The sequence below is a fragment of the Rhizobium sp. X9 genome (genome assembly GCF_018873185.1).
Lineage (GTDB): Bacteria > Pseudomonadota > Alphaproteobacteria > Rhizobiales > Rhizobiaceae > Agrobacterium > Agrobacterium oryzihabitans.
In genome coordinates, this window is record NZ_CP071312.1 from 203,828 (window position 1) to 227,913 (window position 24,086).

21 protein-coding genes are annotated in these 24,086 nt (G+C 56.1%); 4 read left to right on the plus strand and 17 right to left on the minus strand.

Annotated features, from left to right (window positions below; genetic code table 11):
- Window positions 1-3: 3 nt before the first annotated feature.
- From JZY08_RS16100 to JZY08_RS16110, 3 genes are read right to left on the minus strand one after another with little or no spacing between them, the layout of a single operon-like run.
- Window positions 4-1,104 (minus strand): ABC transporter ATP-binding protein, encoded by a 1,101-nt coding sequence (locus JZY08_RS16100; protein ID WP_253204183.1) that lies wholly within the window; start codon window positions 1,102-1,104, stop codon window positions 4-6.
- Between the two features lie 16 nt (window positions 1,105-1,120).
- Entirely contained in the window at window positions 1,121-2,848 is a 1,728-nt protein-coding gene (locus JZY08_RS16105) for an ABC transporter permease subunit (protein WP_216332483.1), read from the minus strand.
- 12 nt (window positions 2,849-2,860) lie between these two features.
- On the minus strand, window positions 2,861-4,003 hold the full coding sequence (locus tag JZY08_RS16110; RefSeq protein WP_216332485.1) for a PotD/PotF family extracellular solute-binding protein: 1,143 nt from the start codon (window positions 4,001-4,003) through the stop codon (window positions 2,861-2,863).
- Window positions 4,004-4,276: 273 nt separating this feature from the next.
- On the opposite strand from JZY08_RS16110, the gene JZY08_RS16115 reads away from it, so the two are divergent.
- Window positions 4,277-5,326 (plus strand): LacI family DNA-binding transcriptional regulator, encoded by a 1,050-nt coding sequence (locus JZY08_RS16115; RefSeq protein ID WP_216332487.1) that lies wholly within the window; start codon window positions 4,277-4,279, stop codon window positions 5,324-5,326.
- A gap of 105 nt (window positions 5,327-5,431) precedes the next feature.
- Window positions 5,432-6,070 carry an NUDIX hydrolase gene (locus JZY08_RS16120; RefSeq protein ID WP_216332489.1) on the plus strand — a complete coding sequence of 213 codons (639 nt, stop codon included), beginning with the start codon at window positions 5,432-5,434 and terminating at the stop codon, window positions 6,068-6,070.
- A gap of 273 nt (window positions 6,071-6,343) precedes the next feature.
- On the opposite strand, the gene JZY08_RS16125 is transcribed toward JZY08_RS16120, so the two are convergent.
- Complete coding sequence (locus JZY08_RS16125) at window positions 6,344-7,372, minus strand: LacI family DNA-binding transcriptional regulator (protein WP_216332491.1); 1,029 nt, start codon at window positions 7,370-7,372, stop codon at window positions 6,344-6,346.
- Window positions 7,373-7,580: 208 nt separating this feature from the next.
- Window positions 7,581-8,063 (minus strand): MarR family winged helix-turn-helix transcriptional regulator, encoded by a 483-nt coding sequence (locus JZY08_RS16130; protein WP_216332493.1) that lies wholly within the window; start codon window positions 8,061-8,063, stop codon window positions 7,581-7,583.
- A 58-nt stretch (window positions 8,064-8,121) separates the two neighbouring features.
- Here JZY08_RS16130 and JZY08_RS16135 point away from each other — a divergent pair, with 58 nt between their 5' ends.
- Window positions 8,122-9,600 (plus strand): FAD-dependent oxidoreductase, encoded by a 1,479-nt coding sequence (locus tag JZY08_RS16135; protein ID WP_216332494.1) that lies wholly within the window; start codon window positions 8,122-8,124, stop codon window positions 9,598-9,600.
- Between the two features lie 105 nt (window positions 9,601-9,705).
- Here the strand turns inward: JZY08_RS16135 and JZY08_RS16140 are convergent, their stop codons facing one another.
- The 4 genes from JZY08_RS16140 to hisD are packed head-to-tail and all read right to left on the minus strand — an operon-like array spanning window position 9,706 to window position 14,832.
- Window positions 9,706-11,139: an NAD(P)(+) transhydrogenase (Re/Si-specific) subunit beta gene (locus tag JZY08_RS16140; RefSeq protein WP_216332495.1), complete on the minus strand. Its 1,434-nt coding sequence runs from the start codon at window positions 11,137-11,139 to the stop codon at window positions 9,706-9,708.
- Between the two features lie 16 nt (window positions 11,140-11,155).
- Window positions 11,156-12,730: a Re/Si-specific NAD(P)(+) transhydrogenase subunit alpha gene (locus JZY08_RS16145; RefSeq protein ID WP_216332496.1), complete on the minus strand. Its 1,575-nt coding sequence runs from the start codon at window positions 12,728-12,730 to the stop codon at window positions 11,156-11,158.
- A gap of 21 nt (window positions 12,731-12,751) precedes the next feature.
- The gene (locus JZY08_RS16150) at window positions 12,752-13,525 is read right to left on the minus strand and encodes an SDR family NAD(P)-dependent oxidoreductase (protein ID WP_216332497.1); all 774 of its coding nucleotides are present in this window, start codon (window positions 13,523-13,525) and stop codon (window positions 12,752-12,754) included.
- A complete protein-coding gene (hisD, locus tag JZY08_RS16155; RefSeq protein WP_216332498.1) occupies window positions 13,522-14,832 on the minus strand; it encodes a histidinol dehydrogenase in 1,311 nt (436 codons plus the stop codon). The genes JZY08_RS16150 and hisD overlap by 4 nt, the downstream gene beginning before the upstream one ends.
- A gap of 90 nt (window positions 14,833-14,922) precedes the next feature.
- Here hisD and JZY08_RS16160 point away from each other — a divergent pair, with 90 nt between their 5' ends.
- Entirely contained in the window at window positions 14,923-15,903 is a 981-nt protein-coding gene (locus JZY08_RS16160) for a substrate-binding domain-containing protein (protein ID WP_216332499.1), read from the plus strand.
- Window positions 15,904-15,935: 32 nt separating this feature from the next.
- Here the strand turns inward: JZY08_RS16160 and JZY08_RS16165 are convergent, their stop codons facing one another.
- The 8 genes from JZY08_RS16165 to JZY08_RS16200 form a co-directional block, all read right to left on the minus strand.
- Entirely contained in the window at window positions 15,936-17,228 is a 1,293-nt protein-coding gene (locus JZY08_RS16165) for an SLC13 family permease (protein WP_253204123.1), read from the minus strand.
- Between the two features lie 240 nt (window positions 17,229-17,468).
- Window positions 17,469-18,095 carry an HAD-IA family hydrolase gene (locus tag JZY08_RS16170; RefSeq protein WP_216332500.1) on the minus strand — a complete coding sequence of 209 codons (627 nt, stop codon included), beginning with the start codon at window positions 18,093-18,095 and terminating at the stop codon, window positions 17,469-17,471.
- Between the two features lie 53 nt (window positions 18,096-18,148).
- On the minus strand, window positions 18,149-19,051 hold the full coding sequence (locus JZY08_RS16175; RefSeq protein WP_216332502.1) for an aldo/keto reductase family oxidoreductase: 903 nt from the start codon (window positions 19,049-19,051) through the stop codon (window positions 18,149-18,151).
- A 14-nt stretch (window positions 19,052-19,065) separates the two neighbouring features.
- Entirely contained in the window at window positions 19,066-19,854 is a 789-nt protein-coding gene (locus JZY08_RS16180; RefSeq protein WP_216332504.1) for a PIG-L deacetylase family protein, read from the minus strand.
- A gap of 1 nt (window position 19,855) precedes the next feature.
- On the minus strand, window positions 19,856-21,028 hold the full coding sequence (locus tag JZY08_RS16185) for an ABC transporter ATP-binding protein (RefSeq protein ID WP_216332506.1): 1,173 nt from the start codon (window positions 21,026-21,028) through the stop codon (window positions 19,856-19,858).
- A 10-nt stretch (window positions 21,029-21,038) separates the two neighbouring features.
- The gene (locus JZY08_RS16190) at window positions 21,039-21,854 is read right to left on the minus strand and encodes a carbohydrate ABC transporter permease (RefSeq protein WP_216332508.1); all 816 of its coding nucleotides are present in this window, start codon (window positions 21,852-21,854) and stop codon (window positions 21,039-21,041) included.
- 15 nt (window positions 21,855-21,869) lie between these two features.
- Complete coding sequence (locus JZY08_RS16195; protein WP_216332510.1) at window positions 21,870-22,736, minus strand: carbohydrate ABC transporter permease; 867 nt, start codon at window positions 22,734-22,736, stop codon at window positions 21,870-21,872.
- Window positions 22,737-22,769: 33 nt separating this feature from the next.
- The gene (locus JZY08_RS16200; protein WP_216332512.1) at window positions 22,770-24,026 is read right to left on the minus strand and encodes a sugar ABC transporter substrate-binding protein; all 1,257 of its coding nucleotides are present in this window, start codon (window positions 24,024-24,026) and stop codon (window positions 22,770-22,772) included.
- Window positions 24,027-24,086 lie beyond the last annotated feature (60 nt).

A 24,086-nucleotide genomic window follows, 5' to 3' on the forward strand; every position in this document is an offset into this window, starting at 1 on the left:
TGCCTATGCTTCCGGTAAGTCGTCCCGAACGATTTGAAGATTTTCAGCCGCCCAGCTCGCATTCACCTGTGCGCCTAGATCGAGGCCACCCTGAGCCATTTCTTCTATTGTTAGCTGGACAGTGAAACGGTCACCCGTTTTCGCCTCAAGCTGGACTGCAAATTCAGTGCCCGTGAAGGCGATCCGCACGACGGTTGCGACGAGTGAATTGACGTCCGAAACTTCGTTGCCCGATATCCGTCGGACCTTGGCCCCGTATCTCGGCAGCAGCAAAGCCAGTTTCCCGCTTACCTCGCCGCAGTTGTTTCTGCCGAGAAACGTTCCAGCCTTGGAACAGAGGCGGCCATCCTGGCCTGCCAGTTTGACGTCACCGCGTAGGATGGTCCCGGCATTGATGAATTCTGCGACAAATGCGGTTCGCGGTCTGCGATATAAGTCAACCGGCGAGTCAATTTGAAGGATATGGCCGGCGTTCATTACGGCGATCCGGTCTGCAATCGCGCAGGCCTCTTCCTGGTCGTGAGTGACGTGCAGAATCGTCATGCCGAGCGCTCTTTTTAGCTCGACGATTTCGTCCTGCATTTGACGCCGAAGCTTGAGATCGAGCGCCCCTAACGGCTCGTCGAGTAGCAGGATCGCAGGTTTGTTCACGATAGCGCGGGCAAGAGCTACTCTTTGCAACTGGCCGCCAGACATCTCGCTTACGTAACGCCGCGAGAAGCTCGCCAGCCCAACCAAGCGCAACGCATCTTCAACCCGTGCGGCACACTCAGCCTGAGGTACGCGTGCCATTTCCAGCCCAAACGAAACGTTCTCTCCGATGGTGAGATGAGGAAAGAGGGCGTAGTTCTGGAAGACAGTGTTGGTCGGCCTTAAATAGGGTGGGAGCCCAGTCACATCTCGTCCCTGGATCGTTATCTTTCCAGCGCTCGTCGACGTAAAACCGCCGATCAGCTTGAGCAGGGTGGACTTTCCACAACCGCTTGGCCCAATCACGGCGAACAGCTCGCCGGGCTTCACGTCGAAGTCAACGCTGGTTTCCGGAGAGCCCAAGCTATAAAAGTGGCCACCGTAGCGTTTGGTAATTTTTCGGCATTCGAGCATCGACACCGGCTTACTCCTAATTTTCTATTCCGCGGCGCGATAGTGATCGCCAGTTATATGCAATAGCGCCAACCGCAATTAGCGAGAGCGATAGGAGCATGACGACCGACGCGGCGGCGATGGCGCTCGGGCTCAACTGGAAGCGGATGCTGCTAAAGATAAAGATGGGTAGCGTCGACGTTCGTCCGGTCACCAGGAAGGTGAGAATGAACTCGTCCAACGAGAATGCGAAGGTTAGCACCAAAGCGGCGATGAGGGCCGGCATCATCTGTGGAAGAGAAACTCGAACAAACGTTTTCCAAGGCGTCGCACCAAGGTCCATCGCTGCCAATTCCTGATTGCCGCTCATGCCCTCGAGCCTCGCAAGCATGATCAAGATAGCGACTGGCATCGACAAAAGGGCATGACTTACCATCAAGACCCAGATGCCACGATCGACGCCTGCCGCACTACAGGCGATCAAAATGCCAATGCCAAGAATGACGGGCGGCATGAACATGGGCGCGGTCAAAACTGCGACGACGGCTGTTCTGCGTTTCCCGGTGGACTGGGCCAGAGACATTGACGCCATAGTGCCAAAGCAGGTGCTAATGAGCGAGGACCCTGTTGCGATAATCAGACTGTTCTGGAAAGACTCCCTGAAGCCTTGATCGGCAAAGGCCGCAGCGAACCATTTCAATGAAAGGCCTGTAATGGGCAGACCGACCGCCGGAGATGCGTTCACTGCGAACAGGAGGAGTAAAGATATGGGAGCGTAGAGAAACAGAACGAACGCTCCAACGTAGACCTTCAGTCCGAGCGCGGCAGGTTTGACCGTGCGGCTCGTGAATTCGCCTCCCTTCACGGTTCCAGACACAGCGCGCAGTCCGGAGAAGAGCACAATGCTGCTGAACAGCATTACAATCGCCATCGCCGACCCGAAGCCCCACTGCATCGATGCGCCAAACTGATTGACCAGCAAATTCACGAACAAGACGCCATCGGTGCCGCCGATCAAAACCGGCGTGACGTAGTCACCGAACATGGCCACGAAGACAAAGGCGAATGTCGTGAGGATGCCATTTCTTGAAAGGGGAAGGACCACTTTCCAGAATATGTGCCAACGCCGTCCGCCAAGATCAGAGGTTGCCTCGAAAAGGTCGGGATCGATCCGCTCTAGCGTGCTGTAGAGCGTCATGAAAGCGAGGGGCGAGCAGAGATATACGAAAGTGAGGATGATCGCCGGCTGACCTATCCCAAGGACTGATATCGGCGTGGAAATAATTCCGGAGGACATGAGAGCGGTGTTTATGATCCCAGTGTCCCCCAAGAGGGCCAACCAGGCGATCACCTTAGCCAGATAGCTCGATAGATACGGCACGATAACAAGTGCCAAGAAGACAATCCGTCGGTTCGCGCGCACGTGGATGGCGACATAGTAAGCCATAGGAAACGCTACGACTGTCGTGATCGCGGAGACTACGGCGACAAAGACAATGCTACGCACCAGGGTCCAGCTATATGCTGCGCTGGAAAAGATACGCGTGTAATTTGCGATAGTCGGAGAGCCGGAAATCGCCCCGTAGACGAAGCCGTGGAGCGAGTACCAGAGGATAACGCTCAGCGGAAGAACAAACGCCCCAAGGATGAGGAGCAATGCCGGAAGCTGGAAGCCGCGGCGTCGCGAACCATCCAGATTGTACGCGCGCGATGCCACGTACTCATGCGGCGCACCGTCCGCATGAGTTCCATTTGAGATAGACATGTTTCGAACCACTTATGATGCGAGAACTTTGTCCCACGCCTCGGCGTAGGCAACGGGGTCGGCTGGAGGAGCTTGCATCACAACCTGCGTCGCCAGAGCCGGATTGTCGGCCTGAATCGTCTTGATGGTCTGGGCATCGTCGCCGCCACCCGCAACAATTGCCTCCGTGACTGTCCGGCTGCACGGAGACCCACCGGTCTCCTTAAAAATCATCTTGCCATAATCGACATCCGAGCCGATGAATTCCAAGAAGGCCATCGCATTGGCGCGGTTCTTTGCATTTTTCATCAGCATCGGGCCATCAACCCAACCAAGGCTTCCTTCAACGGGGATTGCCGCCTTTGCAATATCCTCTTTTGCTTCAGCGTTGATCAATGCGGCGACGCCGATCTGCGAGGCCAAGCCTATTGTCGCTTTCCCGCTACGGAAGCGAGCTCGGAACTCCTGCTCAGCTCCCGACAAGATCTGGAACGGCTTCAATTTTCGCATATTCGCGACAACGGTATCGAGCTGTTCAGCACTCATCGAGTAGACCTCTTCCCGCTTCAACCCCAGCGCCAAGCCGCCAACCGCAAGGAAATCATCGCCGCCGCCGCCGCCGAGCAGTATCGTTCCCGGCTTAATGGAAGCGTCCCACAGCATCTTCCAACTTACGGTGTCAGGGGCCTTAATGGCGCTATCCAGCCAAACCATTGCCAGAGGAGACCACATGTTCGGATAGAACAGCAGCTCTTTTCCTGGCGAGGAAACGAATGGAAGCGATGCGGTGTTGAGGAATTCTGGATAAAGGTTGGAACTCGCCTTAACCTCGTCAATGGCTATCGGCTCGATGAGGCCAGCTTGATTGTACACAGGTGTCCAACCGGCATTGGCATAGACGAGGTCATAGTCGCCCGCGCCCCCTGCCCTCACCTTTGTGAACATCTCTTGGTCGGCCGCAGCGCCGATCATCCTCAACTTGAGGCCCGTCTTGGCTTTGAACAGCTGCGTCATTTCAGCGGTCCAATATGGAGCCCATCCCATCACCACAACCTCGCCGCTATCGGCAGCCTGGGCTTTGAGAACCATAGGAGCGGCCAAAGCTGCGCCGCCGGCTACTGTTAGGAAGGTACGGCGGGTAAGAGAAAGGCGTGCAGTATCCTTGTCTTTCTTCATCGTTTTGTTCCCCGGCAGCTTGGCTGCTCGTTAGATTTATCGGACCAGCAAACCTTAACAAAAACTGCACAGCGTTGCAAATTTGTTTTGTGATGAGTTTGATCGATCCATATTTGATAATATCTAAGCAAATTCGGTATGTTAATGAACTATCGATGCTTGTTTTTGAAAATTTTTCATCGTTTTTCGCTCGTTTCTGGTTTAGAACGCTGTGCATCTTGACGATACCGTACGCTCGGGATATCCCTAAAGAATCCTTCCTTAGGCACGCGAATGACAAAAGATACGCCATCCAAAAAGCCGTCCGATAAATCTGGCTACGCGTCTTCATTCGACGTGGCGGCGCGAGCAGGTGTTTCGAGGTCGGCTGTGTCGCGAACCTTCACTGACGGCGGCAGCGTATCGGCCAAAACGCGGGAAAAGGTTTTAAAGGCCGCTGCGGAGCTGGGCTACAGCCCTAGCGTCTTCCCAAAGATGATGCTCACACGGAAATCAGCGTTGATTGCGCTGGTGGTTGGGGGGCTAGAACATCCCGACTATGCAGTCGCGGTTGAAACTTTTGCGTTGATGGCCCAGGAAATGGGAAGCCGAATTCTGCTTTTCGCGGTCAAAGACGTACAATATATGGACGCGGTGATCCCGACTATTTTGCCTTATCGGGTTGATGCGATTATCTCGGCACTGGCCATGCGATCTCCCGAGACAGCGGCGACATGCGCAAGCATGGGTATCCCGGTTGTGCTGTTCAACGGAAAGGTCCGTAACAAGTTTGTCGCTTCTATCTGCTGCGACAACGTCACGGGCGGCCGTGGGATCGCAGAAATATTCGTCGCGAATGGAGCATCAAGGTTTGCCTATATTGGGCTTCCAGACAACAACCTTCCAAGTCAGGAGCGGTTGGCTGGTTACGCAGGCTACCTTATGGCCAATGGCTCCTCGGGGATGCTTATCGAGAATGGAAACTACAGCTACGAGAGTGGCTACGAGGCCGCTGTTCGTCTAATGCGTACGAAATCACCTCCGGATGCCATTTTTTGTGCCAACGATCTCATGGCTATTGGAGCGATGGAGGCAATTCGCTTCGAGTTTGGGCTGGATGTCCCAACAGATGTTAAAGTGGCTGGCTTTGACAATATTCCCATGGCTGCCTGGCCGAGCCACCAACTTACCACGGCTCGGCAAAATGTTCAGCTGATGGTCCAGGAAGCGCTCGAAGTTCTCACCATAATGCTTCGCGATGGCAGCCCTGACGCGGGCATACTTAGAGTGACACCCTCCGAGATAATCGAGCGCAAGTCGAGTGGAACTCGATCGATCAATTGATCGCCGCAAAATCGTGCGATACTGCCTTTGGTGTGAGCGAGGGAATGCGATCGTCCTTCAGCAAACACGCCGTCGTGAAAAAAACCAACCCCGGTGCAGAAGAGAATGACGACTTATAGCGAACCGAAATGGCTTCCTTGGGCACGGGAATTGCAAGCGATGGCCCAATGCGGGCTGACTTTCACCAAAGACCCTTATGACCGCGAACGCTATGAGCGCCTTCTCGCTTTATCGGCTGAGATTTTCCATAGGCATTCCGATGTCTCACCGGAAATCATAGCGGGATTGTTCGCTGGGCAAGTCGGATACGCGACCCCCAAAGTCGATGTTCGAGGCGCGGTCTTCGATGATGAAGGACGCATACTGTTGGTGCGCGAGACCGCAGACAACGGACGTTGGACGCTTCCCGGCGGTTGGGCGGACGTCAATCTCACGGCGGCCGAGAACGTCGTGAAGGAGGTCCGGGAAGAAAGCGGATACCAGGTCCGTGTGACGAAGCTCGCGGCCGTTTGGGACCGTACCCGACAAGGACATCCCGTTGGTGTGTTCTCCTGCTGCAAGATGTTCTTCACGTGTGAGGTCGAGGGTGGAGCGCCGGCGACTGGGCTCGAAACGTCTGAGGTGCGGTGGTTTTGGCAGTACGAACTTCCAGCTGAACTGTCGTCTGAGCGCGTTATGATGAAACAGATCAAGCGTATGTTCGAACACAAAGAACAGCCTGGCTTGGCGACAGACTTCGACTGATCGGCTATTCGGATTTTCGTGTGGAAAGGCTCGCTCGCTAGAACACTTCCACGTTGTAACTAGAAAGTCCGAACTACTGCGTCCGGCTTGACCGTCGTCACGGTGGGTCGGAACAAAAGTCCCGGTCGGTGACGCCTGCCAAGGCGGACGACCGCATGCCCACAGAACAGTGTCGTTCCATGGACATCCGAACCCCGAGCGCAGATCGGCACGTCGGGGTGCGGGCGGCGGTAGCCAATCTTCTGGGGGCGAGAACTGGCGATTGTCGCACTCTTATCCGCTGGATGGCGCGGCACCAGTCGATGCGCGAACAATGAGCTCCGTTTTCCAAAGCTCCTGCGTTGGGAATGACTCCTGCTGCGTGATTGTACCGATGAGGCGTTCAGCTATTCGAACCCCAGCGGCTCGCAGCGACGATCTCGTTGTTGTTAGTGGGACCGGGAAATTCTCCGGCTTAAAATGCGGCAACCCATCATCATGAGCGATCAACGAAATGTCTTCGCCGAGCCTCAGTCCAGCTTGTTTCACCGCGCGGATCGCGCCAATCGCAAGACCGGTGCTCGAACATATCACGGCGGTCGGCCGCTCTCGCGATCTTAAAAACGCGTTCATTGCTAGCTGTCCCTGCTCGTCATCCATCATCGAATGGCTGATGTGCTCTGGAGCCAGCTTCAGCCCATGCTCCGCGAGAGCACCGATAACGCCATTTTTACGTCGGACTGCAAAGTCGAGAAGTTCCGGTCCATTTAGCAAACACAAGCGCGTGTGTCCGAGCTGCAGAAGCAGCCGCGTTGCTTGGTAAAATGCACTCTGGTTGTCGATATCGAGATACGGATAATCGTCCGCGCTTCCGAATGAACGGCCATGCACAATGTAGGTTATCGAAAGGGATTTCAGCAGTTGCAAGCGGGGATCATGTCCTCGCATGTGGGTCACCAATAGCGCATCGACATTTCCGCTGTAAGCCAGCCGCCGGAGCGCCCCTAATTCGTCGTTAGGATCAGCGGGCATCACCACTAGGTGAAATTCGTGGCGCGCGGCTTCTTCGCCAAGCCCGATAAGAAATTCTCCAATCTGAACGTCGGATTGGTGAGCAGGCGCTGTTGGCATGACAAGCCCAATTGAACGGGCCTTTCCGGTTGCCAGTCGCTGTGCAGCTTTGTTTGGCCGATAGCCAGTCTCCCCTACCGCTCGCAGCACTCGCCCGCGAGTCTCCTCACTGACCTCTGGATATCCGCTTAAAGCGCGGCTTACTGTGGTCTGGGAAAGGCCCAACATTTTCGACAGCTGTTTGAGATCCACGTGGTTTACGTCCTCTCGCGCGCCTCCAGATTTCGACCCCATATATCTCCTAAGAACGTTGGCTACTAGAAGATATAATGCCGTGTAGGGTCACTCTTCGTAGCTTCACCCTCGTGAGGCGAATTCCTATTGCGCGCCTTATAGAACGGAACTGGCGGGGACGATCATTGCGTAGAGAAGTCCTCCTGGCCGAGTTCCTGCGACCAAGTTACTTCTCAGGCAAGGCGCTGAAATCTTGAGCAAGCAGCTTCAGTAGCCGAGCGAGATCATCGAAATCCTTGTGGCTCCAGTTTTTGAAAAGCTCGACGGCCATTTGGCCCCGCGCCTCGTCTACAGCCGTCGTCACAACTTTCCCTTCGGCTGTGATCGCTGCTTCTCGCACGCGGCGGTCATTGGCGCTGGCCTGGCGCGTTACAAGCTTGAGTTCTTCGAGCCTTGCCACCTGACGGCTCACCGTCGTGTAGTCGCGTCCAACGCGGCCCGCAAGATCGACAATCCCGATAGGCCCCAAACGCCCAATTATAACAATGAGGGGAAAAAGGGCGCGCTCCAGACTGAGGCCAGCCCTTTCGAGAAGGGCCTCATCTCGCTCGGGCCGATTTATGGCGCTGACTATTTCAAGAAGCGAATTATGCAGTTCGGGCAGAGTGGCCAAGATATGTGTATTCTGCACATTATTAGTTGACATCATTTTGCTCCTGAATATATGTGTATTATACACTTATGTTCACCCATTGAAAGGGATAAGCATGATTGATGTTTTGATTTCCGGCGCTGGGGCGGCTGGCTTGACGCTAGCTATTGATCTTGCCCGCCGAGGCGTTTCGTTCCGTCTGATTGATAGGCTCGATGTTCCCTTTTCAGGTTCGCGAGGAAAAGGCATCCAACCCCGTACGTTGGAGGTTTTTGAGGATCTTGGTATTGTCGACCGGATTGCTGCTGCCGGCAGCAAATATCCCCCGCAGCGACTTCATCGCGGGGATGACAGTTATCGCGACGAGCAGAACATGGCTCTCGAAGCGCCGATCGTCGGTGAGCCTTACCGCACTCCCCTCCTTATTCCGCAATTCCTGACGGAGTTGGCTATGCGCAATCGGCTAGCCGAGCTTGGGGGCGCTCCCGAGTATGGCTTGGAGCTGATTGGTTTCGAGCAGACTAACGATAGCGTTGAAGCTCAAGTCGATGGAGCGAATGGCAAGGAGACAATTGTTTGCCGTTACCTCGTCGGGGCGGACGGCGGACGTTCGGTGGTCCGCCATGCGTTGGGTGTGGAGTTCCCTGGCAAAACGCTTGGAATAAGGGCCATCGTCGCCGACATCTCGCTGGACGGTCTCCCGCGCGACGCGTGGCACCGCTTTAACGATGGAGATATGGCAAGGCAAATCTCCTTTTGCCCGTTACCGCACGGGGACGTATTTCAGCTTCAAGCACCTATTTCGCACGACGGCGATATGGAACTCTCTGTTGAAGCTCTACAATCCTTCATCGACAGTAGGCTTCCCATCGGCAAGATCACTGTGCGCGATGTAGCTTGGGCTTCGTGCTACAGCATGAATGCGCGCCTAGCGGAAAGATATCGGGTCGGTCGCGTAATACTCGTCGGGGATGCCGCGCACATTCACCCCCCAACTGGCGGCCAAGGTCTTAACACCAGCGTGCAAGACGCTTACAATCTCGGTTGGAAACTAGACGGCGTCCTATCTGGCGCGCCGGATTGGCTGCTAGATAGCTATCAGGCAGAGCGACGTCCCATCGCTGCCGGAATGCTTGGCTTGGCAACGGGTCTGCTGGAAAAGGCTAGGCACGGCGACATGCGTCGCGGACGCGAGGTCCACCAACTGGATGTTTCCTATGAAAGCTCACAGGTGTCTTTGCGGACATCCAAGCCAGACGCGTTGTTGATCGCCGGCAGTCGTGCGCCCGATGCGTCGATCCGTGGAGCGGCAGGACAGCCGGCTCGCGTTTTCAATCTGTTGAAGGGACCGCATTGGACCCTGCTAGGATATGAGGTTGGAGGTGGAACTGTTTCATCCAGGCAGGGATTGCATGTGCACACCATCGGAGCTGGCGGAGACTACCATGACGACCAGGGCCATTTCTCTGCTATCTACGCTCTTAAAGCGGGTGATTGGGTACTGGTGCGCCCGGATGGCTATATAGCTGGCACAGCGGCCTCCGATGGCCTCGGAGCTTTGGAAAGCCATCTCTCAGCGGTTGGCGTCGTTTAGCTGCCTCAAACGTTTCCGGTGGCCCGTGGGCCACCGGTTTTCAACGGCTCGGTCACTATCCCGACATCGAACAAAGGCTATAACCCGGCCGCGTCTGCTAGCGGCCTAAGTGTGTAGGGCTACCAGCTGATCGATGCTTTTCTTGGCATCGCCGTAAAACATCCGCGTGTTCTCTTTGAAGAAGAGCGGGTTCTCGATCCCGGAGTAACCGGTCCCCTGCCCACGTTTAGAAACGAACACTTGTTTCGCCTTCCACACCTGAAGTACCGGCATACCTGCGATCGGCGAATTCGGATCCTCTTCTGCAGCAGGATTGACGATATCGTTGGAACCGATGACGATCACCACATCCGTTTCGTGGAAGTCCTCGTTGATTTCGTCCATCTCCAGAACGATGTCGTAAGGCACCTTCGCCTCTGCCAACAGCACGTTCATATGGCCTGGCAGGCGGCCAGCTACCGGGTGGATAGCGAAGCGAACGTTCTTGCCGGCAGCCCTGAGTTTGCGCGTCAGTTCCGACACCGATTGCTGAGCTTGGGCGACCGCCATTCCGTAGCCGGGAACGATGATCACGGAATCCGCGTCGTTGAGTGCGGCCGCGACACCATCCGCATCAATCGCGATCTGCTCGCCAACGATTTCCATCTGCGGTCCCGCCGCGCCACCGAAACCACCAAGGATGACCGAAACGAACGATCGATTCATTGCCTTGCACATTATGTAGGAAAGGATTGCGCCGGAAGAGCCGACCAACGCGCCGACGACGATGAGGAGATCGTTGCCGAGAGTGAAACCAATTGCCGCTGCAGCCCAACCGGAATAGCTGTTTAGCATCGACACGACTACAGGCATGTCCGCGCCACCGATACCCATGATCAGATGGTAGCCGATGAAGAAGGCAAGCAGCGTCATCAACAGCAGCGTCCAAACTCCTCCACCGTTGACGTACATGAGCAGCAGGATGAGTGATAGCACGGCTGCGGCCGCATTCAGGAAATGGCCGCCTGGCAACTTCTTCGCCTTGCCATCGACTTTGCCTGCCAGCTTACCGAAGGCGACGACCGAACCGGTGAACGTGACAGCACCGATAAAGACACCGAGAAAGACCTCTACTTTCATGATCGCAAGCTCGACAGGAGTCTTATGAGCAAGGATTGCCGCAAACCCTGAGAGCGCGGCTCTTCCCGCTTCGTCAAGCGTTCGAACGTGCTCCGCCTCAAGATGGGCGTTGAACCCGATGAACACGGCTGCAAGACCTACGAAGGAATGCAGGGCTGCTACGAGCTGTGGCATCTCAGTCATCTGCACACGGCTTGCAACCAAGGTACCGACTACCGTACCTACGGCGATCATGCCTAAGATGATCGCCCAGTTACCAACACCCGGGCCGAAGATGGTCGCAACAACGGCAAGCGCCATTCCGACGATGCCATACCACACAGCTCGTTTGGCGCTTTCCTGACCAGAGAGGCCGCCCAGAGATAAGATGAATAGAACCGCGGCAGCGATATAGGCTGCCGAAACAATACCGATCGTCATGTTGAATCCTACCCGATCAAGACTTCTGGAACATGGCGAGCATGCGCCGTGTCACAAGGAACCCACCAACGATGTTGATGGTGGCGACGAGCACCGAGAGAGCCGCCAGCACCACGACGAGCCAACTGCTAGACCCGATCTGCAACAAAGCGCCAAGGATGACGATGCCGGAAACTGCGTTTGTTACGGCCATCAGCGGCGTGTGCAATGAGTGCGACACGTTCCAGATCACCTGGAACCCAATGAAGCAGGCAAGAACGAAAACGACGAAGTGCGCCATGAAGCTTGAAGGCGCAAACGCTCCGACCAGGAGGAGAAGCGAGGTGCCTACGAGAAGCAGAAAACCTTGGCTCTTCGTTTGAGCTTTGAATGCCGCGACTTCGATAGCACGCTTCTCTTCAGGTGTTGGCTCCTTGTGTTTCTCACGAGGTTTTTGCGCTGCGATCGCTTGGATTTTGGGCGGCGGTGGCGGGAAAGTGATTTCGCCTTGATATGCGACGGTCGAGCCCCGGATCACGTCGTCGCTCATGTTGTGGACGAGCTTACCGTCCTTCGCAGGCGTTAGATCCGTCATCATGTGTCGGATGTTGGTCGAATAGAGGGTCGATGACTGTGCCGCCATGCGGCTGGGGAAGTCGGTGTAACCGACGATGGTGACGCCGTTCTCCGACACCACCTTCTGATCGGCGATTGTAAGGTCGCAATTGCCGCCACGTTCTGCAGCAAGGTCGATGATAACCGAGCCAGGCTTCATGGCTGCGACCATGTCCGCCAACCACAGTTTCGGTGCATCCCGACCCGGAATCAACGCGGTGCTGATGACTATGTCGATCTGCGGCGCGAGCTCCCGAAACTTAGCAAGCTGCTTTTCGCGGAACTCCGGCGATGACGGAGCAGCATAGCCGCCCGTCGCTGCACCGTCTTGTTGGCTTTCGTTGAAATCAAGGAAAACAAACTCGGCACCCATCGACTCGATTTGCTCGGCGACTTCCGGGCGCACGTCGAATGCATAGGTGATAGCGCCAAGAGAAGTCGCAGTGCCGATCGCGGCGAGGCCGGCGACTCCCGCTCCGATAACCAGAACCTTGGCTGGCGGAACCTTGCCTGCCGCCGTTACTTGGCCCGTGAAGAAGCGGCCAAAATTGTTGCCCGCTTCGATAACTGCACGGTAGCCCGCGATGTTTGCCATCGAGGAAAGCGCGTCCATTTTCTGGGCCCGCGAGATGCGCGGTACCATATCCATGGCGATCACGTTTGCGCCGGTTGCTTTTGCCTGCTCCACCAGGTCTTTACTCTGGCCGGGGTAGAAGAATGAGATCAGCGTCTTGCCAGGCGTCAATCTAGCGAGCTCGTCTTTTTCAGGAGGACGGACCTTGGCCACGACATCGACGGCCTCGAACAGGGCCGCAGCGGTATCGACCAATGTTACTCCTGCCGCTCGATAAGCATCGTCGGAGAAGCCCGCCGCCTTGCCAGCGCCCGCTTCAAGAAAACAAGCGTATCCGATTTTCTGCAGTTGCGTGGCACTGTCAGGCGTCATCGCGACGCGTGCCTCACCGGCAGATATCTCCCGCGGCGTCCCTATTCTCATATCTCTCCCCTATTGCTCCAGTCAGTCCGCCGTCCAGCCGCCATCTACAAGCAAAGCTGATCCGGTAATCATTGCAGCTGCATCTGACGCCAGGAATGTCACTGGCCCCATAATGTCTTCAAGCTCCCCGATGCGTCCGAGCTTGATCTTCTCCTCAATCCAGCGAACCCGTTCGGGATTGGCAAAGGTCTGCTCAGCCAGCGGAGTGCGAATGAACGTTGGGCATATGGTGTTGACCCGAATCCCGTGTTTGCCCCACTCGATCGCCATGGACTTCGTGAAGCCCTCGATGGCGTGTTTGGTGGCGCTGTAGACCGCCCTATCGATCCCGCCGACATGAGCCATCTGCGAGGAAATGTTGATAAGCGAGCCAGGCTTCCCTGCAGCGATCAATTTCCGTGCGACTGCTCGAGTAACGAAGTAGGCACCCCGGACGTTAATACCCATGACGGTGTCGAAATCCGTCAATGTGGTTTCAAGCGCAGGGCCGTGACGTGCGAGCCCTGCACTATTTACCAAAACGTCGAACGGGGAGCAGGCCTCGATGGCCTGCTCCGTTGCCGCAATGTCTTGGACGTCGAGGGAGAGCGCGGTAGCAGCCAAGCCCACCTTCACCAACTCCTCGACGGTCCGCTCCAATTTGTCTGCCGAACGGGCCGCAAGAGTGACCTGCGCGCCCGCTTCGGCCAGAGCGACTGCCGCTGCCATGCCGATTCCAGATGACGCACCAACCACAAGTGCTGACTTCCCGTCTAAGCGGAACGATGGCGTCCTTGGCAGCGACGGGGCACTCATTCGGCGGCCTGCCCATAACCGACGTTGCGACCACCGTAGCGTCGAACGCGGACGTTGCACTGCTCGGCATGTCCCACGAAACCTTCGAGGATGCACAGACGCGATCCATACGCGCCGATCATCGCCGCAGCTTCGTCGGTCAGAACCTTCTGGTAGCTGTGCGTCTTGAGGAACTTGCCGACCCACAGGCCGCCAGTGTAACGCCCGGCCTTCTTGGTCGGCAGCGTGTGGTTCGTACCGATGACTTTGTCACCGTTGGCGACGTTTGTCCGAGGACCGAGGAAAAGAGCACCGTAGCTGTGCATATTCTGGAGGTACCAATCATCGCGATCGGTCATGACCTGAACGTGCTCGCTAGCGATGTCATTCGCGACGTCGAGCATCTCTTCGTGTGTATCGCACACGATGACTTCGCCATAATCTTCCCAGCTGCGGCGCGCCGTATCGGCGGTTGGGAGAATACCGAGAAGCCGATCAATCTCAGCCAAGGTTGCTTCAGCCAGCTTACGGCTGTTAGTAAGAAGAACAGCAGGCGAATTATAGCCGTGCTCCGCCTGCCCAAGGAGGTCAGTTGCGCAGATTTCAGCATCCACCGTCTCGTCCGCGATGACCATGGTTTCGGTGGGGCCCGCGAAGAGATCGATACCAACGCGACCGTAAAGTTGGCGCTTGGCTTCGGCAACGAAGGCGTTACCAGGACCGACGAGCATGTCGACTGGCTTGATCGTTTCGGTGCCAATCGCCATAGCACCAATCGCCTGAATACCGCCCATCACATAGATTTCATGTGCACCGCCAAGTTTCATGGCGGCGATCACGGCCGGGTTCGGCTCGCCCTTGAATGGAGGGGTTGCAGCGATAATGCGAGGCACGCCTGCTACCGAGGCCGTAGCTACCGACATGTGAGCGGAAGCGACCATCGGGAATTTACCGCCTGGGATGTAGCAACCTACGGATTGAACCGGGATGTTGCGGTGTCCGAGGATGACGCCCGGGAGCGTTTCGACTTCGATATCCAACATGGAGTCGCGCTGGGCCTGGGCGAAATTGCGGACCTGCGCCTGCGCGAACTTGATGTCTTCCATGTCCCGCGCGGAAACCCGGTTCATGAGCGCTTCGATTTCGCCTTCACTCAGGCGGAACGACGCCGGCGTGTATTTGTCGAACTTCTCCGACAGTTCGCGGACGGCCGCGTCTCCGCGGATCTCGATATCATTGAGGATACCTTCGACGGTTGCGCGAACCTTAGCATCGTCTTCGGAGCGGGCCTGTTCGGGTTTGCCGCGTTTCAGATAAGTGATTGCCATAAGAGTGTTCTCCCTTTCGAGCGCGAGGATATGGTGATAGAAGGGGATTGCAAGTTTTCAGCGCTCCAGTGAAAAATTTTCAGGCCTCCTATGAAACCGACCGCCAAAGAAGTTGCCCACGCTGCGGGGGTGTCATTGTCCGCAGTATCGAGGGCATTTACGCCGGGAGCATCGCTGGATCCTCAAAAACGAAGGCAGATTCTCGCGGCAGCCGAGGCAATCGGCTACATCAGTCCCGCCCGCCGCACGGCCGAGGCAATTGCGGCAAACACGGTCACTCTTGTGGCAGGCGATCTTCTCAATCCGTTTTATCCGATGGTTCTCGATAGGCTCGCTAAGCAGCTCCAGCTATCCAACAAACAGTTGCTCGTTTATGCGTTACCCGCTGGCCAGGATACCGACGCCATAACCGAACAGATCCTAGCGGCGCGGCCAGCCGCGGTGATTGTCACGTCGGCTTCGCTTTCCTCCGGCATGGCGCGCGCGTGTAGGCAACATCAGATCAAGGTTGTTTTGCTCAATCGCATCCAAAGAAACATCAAAATAAATTGCATCGCCTGCGATAATTACGGCGGGGGGCAGGACGTTGCACGTCATTTCATAACGACGGGGCGCAAGCGAATTGGGTTCATCGGGGGCATCACGAACACCTCGACCCATGTCGAACGGTCTCGCGGATTTAAGGATATGTTGCGAGAGGCCGGGATGACCGTTCACGGGGAGGCAGTCGGCAATTTCTCCTACCACGGAGCGTACGCAGCGGCGACATCACTCCTTTCAGGAAGCGGCTCGCCAGATGCCATTTTCTGCTGCAACGACATTATGGCGCTCGCTACCATCGACGTTGCAAAGGAGCGGGGTCTGAAAATCGGTGAGGATGTTGCAGTTATCGGCTTCGACGGTATTCCGATGGCTTCCTGGACTTCTTACCAACTGACAACAATCCAGCAGCCGGTTGATCGGATGATCCGGGAAGCTCTGGACATGATCAACGACGACACCGTTAGGCCCTCAGACGACGGTTCAGTACGTGTCATACCAGGCAGCTTAGTCGTTAGAACTAGCGCTTGATGGGTCGGTCGCCGTTAGGACGACACCGGCGGTCACATCCAGCCCAAAAGGCCGAACCATATGTAATCGATTGGCAACAGGACTAGAAAGGTGATCGCTGCAAGAGCAATTCCGAGACGCACAGCCGCCATCATGGGTACTTTCCCCATCCCTATCGCCACAACAATCGGAGACGCTTGGTACGGAAGCAGCGGGGTAGAGAAGCCGATCACCTGAATCATCAAAACCGTGAGCAGAGGCAACCCTGAAGCCGATGCTAAGGAATTGGCTAGTGGCGTGAAGAGTGCAGGGACACCGTTCGCTGTCACAATGAAATTTAGCGCCGTCGTGATGCCGACGATCGAAGCAAAGCTCAGGAACGATGCTGAGGGATCAAGCGGCGCGAACCTCAACAGCGCCGTTCCAACGACCGTACCCAAACCACTCTGGCCTGCTAAAGCCGCAAGGCCAAGAATCGCAGCAACGTAGATGGCAGTACGGTGGTTGACGTCCTTGCCAAATTCCTCACCGCTGACGAAGCCGACCTTCGGAAGCAGACAAATGCAAGCTGCGAAAAGCCCGACCCAAGCGGGCGCTATGCCATGTATCGAGTCTGTAAACCACAGAACAAGTGTGGCCATCAAGATTACTGCAAGTCGCTTTTCAGGCGGCGAAAATGGACTGGCGGGTTCCAGCTCTGTCGCCATGTCGGGACTATCCCGGAATAGGATCAGGACGCATACCGATAATGCGATCCCCTTCAGGACACCGAGAACCGGTGCATGAAGCAAGAGATATGGAACGTAAGAAAGATGCAAGCCGTAGTTGGCTTCGATCGCGCCGGCCATCACGAGGTTGGGGACATTCGCCGGTAGGATCGAGGCCGAGAGCTGGAAGGTGCCAAATCCCACGGCCAATGCCAATCCGGTTCTACCGGCGCGTCCTTGTTTAAAGCCCGTGCGGTCTGCTAGCGCCAAAACGATAGGCATTAGAAGTGCGATGCGGCCCATGTTCGACGGCATGACGAAGGCCAGCGCGTAGCTCAGTCCCACTGTGCCGAATACCATGCGCGGATAGGAACTGGCTAAGCGCGCAGCGAGAACCCGAGCAACTCTGGCCGCTAGCCCGGTTTTTGCGATCGCGATGCCGATCACGTATCCACTTACCACCAACCAAAAGGCCGAGGAGGCAAAGCCTGAAAAGACGACAGAGGCTGGCGCGACAGCGAAGATCATCGCGAAAGTGAAAAACAGGAGCGCAGTCAGGTACTCTGGTAGCTTTCCAGTTGCCCAAAGACCGACGGTCGTCGCAATAAGCGCGGTGACTATTAGAAGGTTCGTGTCCACGATTTGCCCCAGTTTGTCGGCTTAAAGTGAATTGGAGTTTAGCGGCTAATCACCCACATTTTGCCCTCCCATGCGCACGATCTGCATATCCAGCAGATCCATTTTATACATAGTAGGACCGCACTTCGCCGCGGCACTTCTCCGATTTGCCTGAGTCGGATCGCACCTGATTGCTGTGCTGACCGCGTCAGTTAGGAAAACGCGATCCTCACCGGAATTCTGATAGCGGGTATGACCGCCTCACAGCTTACGCGATAGTCGTAAGCGATCATCGCGGAAGTCCCGAATGCTCGCTGGCCACTCAATGGTTCTCGCGGCCGCCGTGGCTTTCACCAATACAGCCGATGCGCCGGCTACGCTTCCAGCGGTAAGACCAGCTACCGTATCCTCAAACACGATTGAATGGCGTATGTCGCAACCCAGTCTCGCAGCAGCCAGCAGGTAGCCCTGTGGATCGGGCTTTCCAACCGATACGTCCTCGGCGCTGACAAGGACCGGGGGAACCGGCAAGTTTGCAGCGCCTAGACGCATACGGGCTAGTTCGTCTGATGCTGATGTTACGACTGCCCATTTCGCTGGATCGAGGTTTGAAAGAAGCCTAGCTGCCCCTGGCACCGCCTTGAGGCCATGGGTTCGCTTGAGCTCTTCATTCAGGATCCAAATCGCTTCTTCTTCCGCGTCAAGCCACGGCGCAACTTCTTGGATGACGTCAACGTCTCGTCTTCCGTGGGCAACTGCGATTATCGACGAGTAGTCGAGACCGTGGCTATCTGACCAATCCAGCCAAAGTTGCTCAACGACGGATGTCGAGTCGACGAGCGTGCCGTCCATGTCGAACAAGAACGCGCCATCGGGTTGGATGTCCATGGGCCAAGACACCAAGAAATCGGCCTCCTCAGAAACCACCACGACATACCCCTTTATGGCAAGGGCCGCCCTGTCGCAGCAACAAAGATGGCGTACCACTCTTTCCGGGTCCACCTGGGCACAAACGCCTTCGGGATGTCTTTGATACGTTGAATATCCTGTGTTCCAACGATCGGTATCGGACGCGACGGATGAGCCATCAGCCAGCTGTAGACAACAGCTGCGCGCGAGACGCCCTCCCGCTCAGCCTTTTCGTCAAGTGCCGCCGCGACCGTTTTGCTTCTGTCGTCCTGCGGCGAACCAAGCCTTCCGCCGCCGAGAGGCGACCAGCAGAGAACTGCCAGATTATGCTCCATCGCCTGGTCGAGAACTCCATCGACGATCGGGTCGAGTGCCAGCGGAGAAAACTCCACCTGATGACTGACAAGAGGAAGGTCAAGAAATGCGAGAAGTGCCCTCGTCTGTTCCGTCGTGAAATTCGAAACCCCGACGGATCGAATTTTCCCGGCCTCATAAGCCTTCTGGAGCACCGATGCGATCTCCGCCGGGTGCGTCAGAATATCCGGACGGTGTACCTGCCAGAGGTCGACATAGTCCGTACGAAGGCGAGCCAGCGAACCGTCAATGGCGGACGCTAGATACTCCGCCGAGGAATCATACGTCCCGAAGTCGATGCCGCCCTTTGTCGCAAGAACCATCTTGTCGCGCAGCGATGGGCTTGCCGCGAAGACATCGCCTAGCACTCTTTCCGCCGTGCCGAATGGCTGATCGTCCGGCCTGTAGATGTCGGCCGTATCAAAAAGCGTGACACCCGTCTCTAAAACGGCTTCGATTAGAGACCGTGCGGGATCCCCTTCCCGTTGGCCAAACCGCCACATACCCCACGACATCGAGCTGACGGTGATGTCACTTTTTCCAAGCTTCCGGAATAGCGGCGGAGTGTGCAGGTCGCTCATCTGGCTTCCGTTCCTCAATTTTTGGTCATATAGAAGGCGCGCTCGGCCGGACTCCCGTTTCCGAGTTTCTTGGCGTACGCCTCGACCTTCTCGATCGCAGTTCCCATCGAGCCGAATAGACCCTCGAGCTGACTGGTATAGGCACCGATCGCCGGCGCCTTGTAATCGAAGGAGATCGACGCGACATCGGGTTCCCCCGCTCTCGGAAATCTCTTCAGCGCTTCCTGCGTGGAGTCATATTCCGGCCACGGGTAGCTTTGCATGGCATAAGGGATTTCTTCGTAAAGCATGATTTCCGTGTTCGGGATATCATTCCGGAGGCTCACAAGGGCGTCTCTTACCTGAATGTGGTCGACGTTGCCGCCGACGCCCAAAGGCGCGTAAACAGTAGTCCAGTGCCGCGACTGGAACATGCGCTGCAGTGCTTTCCGGATGAGTTCTTTGACATTGCCGTCCCACTCAGGGGTCGACTTCGCGAACAGCTCGAGATTGCTCATATAAAACTCTCCACCGTCGCCCCTCCGGTAGATGGCATCCAACAATCCGGCGTTGATGTATTGGCAGCGTAACGTTCCCATCGCCGCTACTTCTTCCTGGCGACGGACCTGATAGCTTGCGGCACCATTGCTCCATTCTTTATGGTAGTGCTCAGCTAGAGGGGACAGTCCTTCTTCCGGTGGGTCCGCCGTGAATATGTTGAGCACAAGTACATCGTCGCCATTGGCGATGTCGCGAGATATGCGACCGCCGCAGCTGAGGGCCGCGTCATCTAGGTGGGGGGAAACGTAGAGGCGACTTGCCATCTCACACCAACTCCATGTTCTTTCCGTGAGCAGCGTCAAATAACATGACCCGCTGGCTTTTTGCCTTCAGTGAAATTTTTTCACCGCGGGCAGGCAATGCCGTCGCCGGCAGCCTAGCTACGATCGTTGCAGTCTTGCTTAGGCTTTCGAGTTTTTGCTCACCGAACCGCCAATCATAGGGCACACAAGGCGCGTCGATTTGAACCTGGACCGCGATGTCGTCACCAAGGAGCTCACTGTCTTTCACGGTGCCTGAAAGCTCGGATCCGTTTCTCCCGATTTCGAAGTCCCCTGGCCGCACGCCAACAATTACCTGCTTACCGACAGCGGCCCTCAGTAGAGGTGCGAGACGATCCCCACTTTCAAAATCGAAATAGCCGCTACCAACGGAAACTCGAAAATCGCTACCCTTACTCTCGACGGCTCCCAGCATCATGTTCATGCTGGGGCTTCCGACGAAGCCAGCAACGAACACGTTCGCCGGACGGCGATACATCTCTGCAGGGCTGGCAATCTGCTGGAGGTTCGTCGACATCGTTTCCGTCAACGGACGCAGCACAGCAACTCGTGTACCGAGCGTCATTGCCTCCGTCTGATCGTGTGTAACGTAGATGGTGGTGATACCAAGCCTGCTGTGAAGGGCGCGAAGTTCTGCGCGCATGTCGACACGAAGCTTTGCGTCGAGGTTCGACAGTGGTTCGTCCATGAGGAACACACTAGGCTCACGAACGATCGCACGACCGATCGCAACACGCTGTCTTTGGCCGCCCGAGAGTTCTTTCGGCTTCCTATCAAGCAGATGGCTCAGGCCGATCGAGGCGGCGACTTCCTTTACGCGCCGGGTACGCTCTTCCTTTTTAACGCGACGAAGCTTCAGCGGGAAGCCGATATTCTCCGCAACCGTGAGCTGGGGATACAACGCATAATTCTGAAAGACCATAGCCATCCCGCGCTCGCGAGGCTGCACGTCGTTCAGGACTTTGCCATTCATCGACAAATCTCCGGAACTGATGTCCTCGAGACCACCGATCATCCGCAGCAGTGTTGACTTTCCGCATCCGGACGGACCGACAAGAACGAGAAATTCCCCGGATTCAACGGAACAGTTGATATTTCGAAGTACCTCGTGGACGGAATACTTCTTAGCGACTTGCTTCAGCTCGATCTGACTCATTTTCGATAACCTACTTAACGCTTCCCGCCGTCAGCCCGGACATGAAGAACCGTTGGGCGAAGAGGAAGACAACGATGATTGGGAGGACTGCCAGGGTATTAGCCGCCATGATCAAGCCCCATTGATTGGTGGTCTGCTCTGATTTCATCGTGGCAACGCCGACCGTGACGGTTCGCAGCTCGGTCGCGTTAATGGAAACTACAGGCCACAACAGATCGACCCACTGAGCCATGAATGTCGTGATCGCCACGACCGCCAAGGCAGGCTTTACCAGCGGGAGGATGACCCGCCAGTAGACGTCGAACATAGTTCCGCCATCCATGATGGTGGCTTCGTCCAATTCTTCCGGGATCTCACTGATCGCCTGACGCAGAAGGAAAATTCCAAGCGGGTAGGCAAGATATGGGAGGATCAGAGCCCAGAGCGAATTTAACAGACCAGCTTCTTTCAGAAGCAGGAACCGCGGTATCATCGTCACGGCTACGGGGACCATCATTGTGGCAATGACAAGTCCGAACAGCAAATCCTTGTAGCGGAACTTCAAGCGAGCAAAAGCGAAACCAGCCAGTGAATCGATGAAGAGTTTGAGTATTGTCGTGGAGACCGCCACGATCGCACTGTTGGTCAGCCACTTTAGAATGTTGCCTTCCGAAATCAGCTTGACGTAGTTGCCAATGGTGGGCTCGGCCGGAATAATCCGACCGGGTTCGCTAAAGATCTGGGTGGCGTTCTGAAACGACAGCGAGATCATGAATGCGATCGGGTAGATCACCAGACCGGCCATCGCGGCCAACACAAGGTACCCGAATATTTTGCCGATTTTCATCGCTTTCGCCTTTCCTTACATTTTCCGAAAGAGGCGAAACTGCACGAACGTGAGAGCTCCGATGGCGATGAAAAGCAAGGTTGCCATGGCCGAAGCACGCCCGATCTGATCGTATCGGAAAGCATTTGAGAAGATGTACCAGGCAACTGACTCGGTCGCGCCAGCGGGGCCGCCGCCTGTAACCACGAAGATCGAGTCGAAGACCTGTAGATTGAAGATCGTCGCGATAACGACGCAGAAGAAGATCGTTTTACGGAGGTTGGGCAACGTCACGAACATGAACTGCTGGAAGTCCGTTGCCCCGTCCATCTTGGCCGCTTCGTAGAGTTCGCGCGGAATCGCCACGATGCCCGCCATGAATGTGATCATGTAAAACCCGATACCCCGCCACAGTTCGACCAGAACAATCGAGGCAGTTGCCGCGGAGGCACTGCCTCGCCAGACGGGTGGCACCAAGCCAAGCGACTTGAAGCCCATGTTTATGAGACCGATTTGGGGATGAACCATGAAGGTCCAAAGCACTGCCAAGGTAGCCATCGGCATAAGGTTCGGCAGGAACAGGAGCGCACGAAACGCATTCGCACCCCGTACCCAGCTCTTGGTGACCAGAAGTGCCAATAGCAGCGAAATCAGCAATACCGTTGGAATGATCAACACGACATAAGTGATGGTGAAGAGCATTGCTCGCACAAACGCACGGTCGTGAAATGCGTCGAAATAACTATTCAGGCCATTGAATTCTAGTCCGCCGATGAGGCCTCCGCGATGCAGCGATAGCCAAAGCGTTTCTGCAAGAGGATACGCCATGAAAATCGCGAACATCGCGAGAAAGGGGCCCAGGAAAGCCAGTGCGACTAGAGTGGATGAGCGACTGTTTTTCACAGGAGACCCTTTCTCACTTTCAGTTTTCAGCTACTACTTGATGATCGCCTGCATCGCTTGCTGTGCGTTCTCGCTGGCTTCTTCCGGCGTCACCTGGCCGGTAAGGGCGCCTTCGATCTCACGGAAGAAGACGTCGATCAGTTCCTGACCCTTGGGCACGATCGGGACGTTCTTGTTGTACTGCATGCCAGCAAGGAACTGCTTCTCCTCAGGCTTGTCGGCGAAGAGGGTCGTGTCCGTGCGTGCAGGATACAAACCGACAGCGCCGAGGTACTTTTCAGTGTTTTCCTTCGACGTGATGAACTTCATGAATTCGAAAGCTTCATCCTTGGCCTTGCAATCCTTGGACAGAGCAAAGAAGCCCCAGTTCCCGAAATTGGCTTGGAGTGCCGGGCCCTTGGGTGCGCGAACGATTCCGTAATGAAGGTCTGGTGCCTGAGAGCGCAGCGTACCGAGGTACTCTGCAACCATGTTGTCCATGGCCATCCCCCCGCGGACAAACAGATCTTCGCCTTCGAGGTGCGTATAGGAGCCAACAGGCGCGACCAAGCCCTCATCGAAGAGGCTCTTGACGAACTTCAGCGCGGCTACGGCTTCGGGGCTATTCGCAGCTGGCGCTTTTTGATCCTTGGTGAGCAGATCCCCGCCCATTGACCACAGGAACGGGAGGTAGCCTTGGAAACCGCCACCGGCGAAGCCACCCGTCGGGATGTTCGCAGGAACTTCAACGCCCGCGTCCTTCAGGGCCTTCAAAGTGTTCTTGAAGTCGTCGAATGTCCAATCGTCCTTCGGATAGGCAACCTTGGCCTTGTCGAAGATATCCTTGTTGTACATCCACATCGTGGGCGCGCCAGCGAAGGGAATCCCGGCCTGGATGCCACCGAAGTTGGCCGCCTTCCAGTTCGGGCCGTATCCATCCTTCACCTGGTCAGCGTATTTCGCATCGCTCAGGTCAACCAGTTTATTCCCGAAGATAAAGGAGGTGCCGTAAGAATCCGGCATGTACGAAACGCATGGCGGGCTGTCGCTGGCGAAAGCAGACGAATACTGCTCCTGCCACGTGGCCCAAGGCGTCACAACGTGTTCGATTTTTACGTCGGGGTGCTGCTTCTGAAATTCATCGATGATCGGCTGCCAGAGTTCCGCTTCCTGGGCATGATGCGGAGCCTTCCAGAACGTGACTACTTTCGCAGATTGCGCAAACGCCGACGAGTACGTCAGCGATGCCGCGCACGCGAGCAACACGACCATTCTCCCGTGAGTACGAAGATTTTGTTTATTTGCATGCATGTTATGCACTCCCCTTTTCTTCGAGCTAGTTGTCTGCCTTTGCAGGCGTGTAACGGCCTG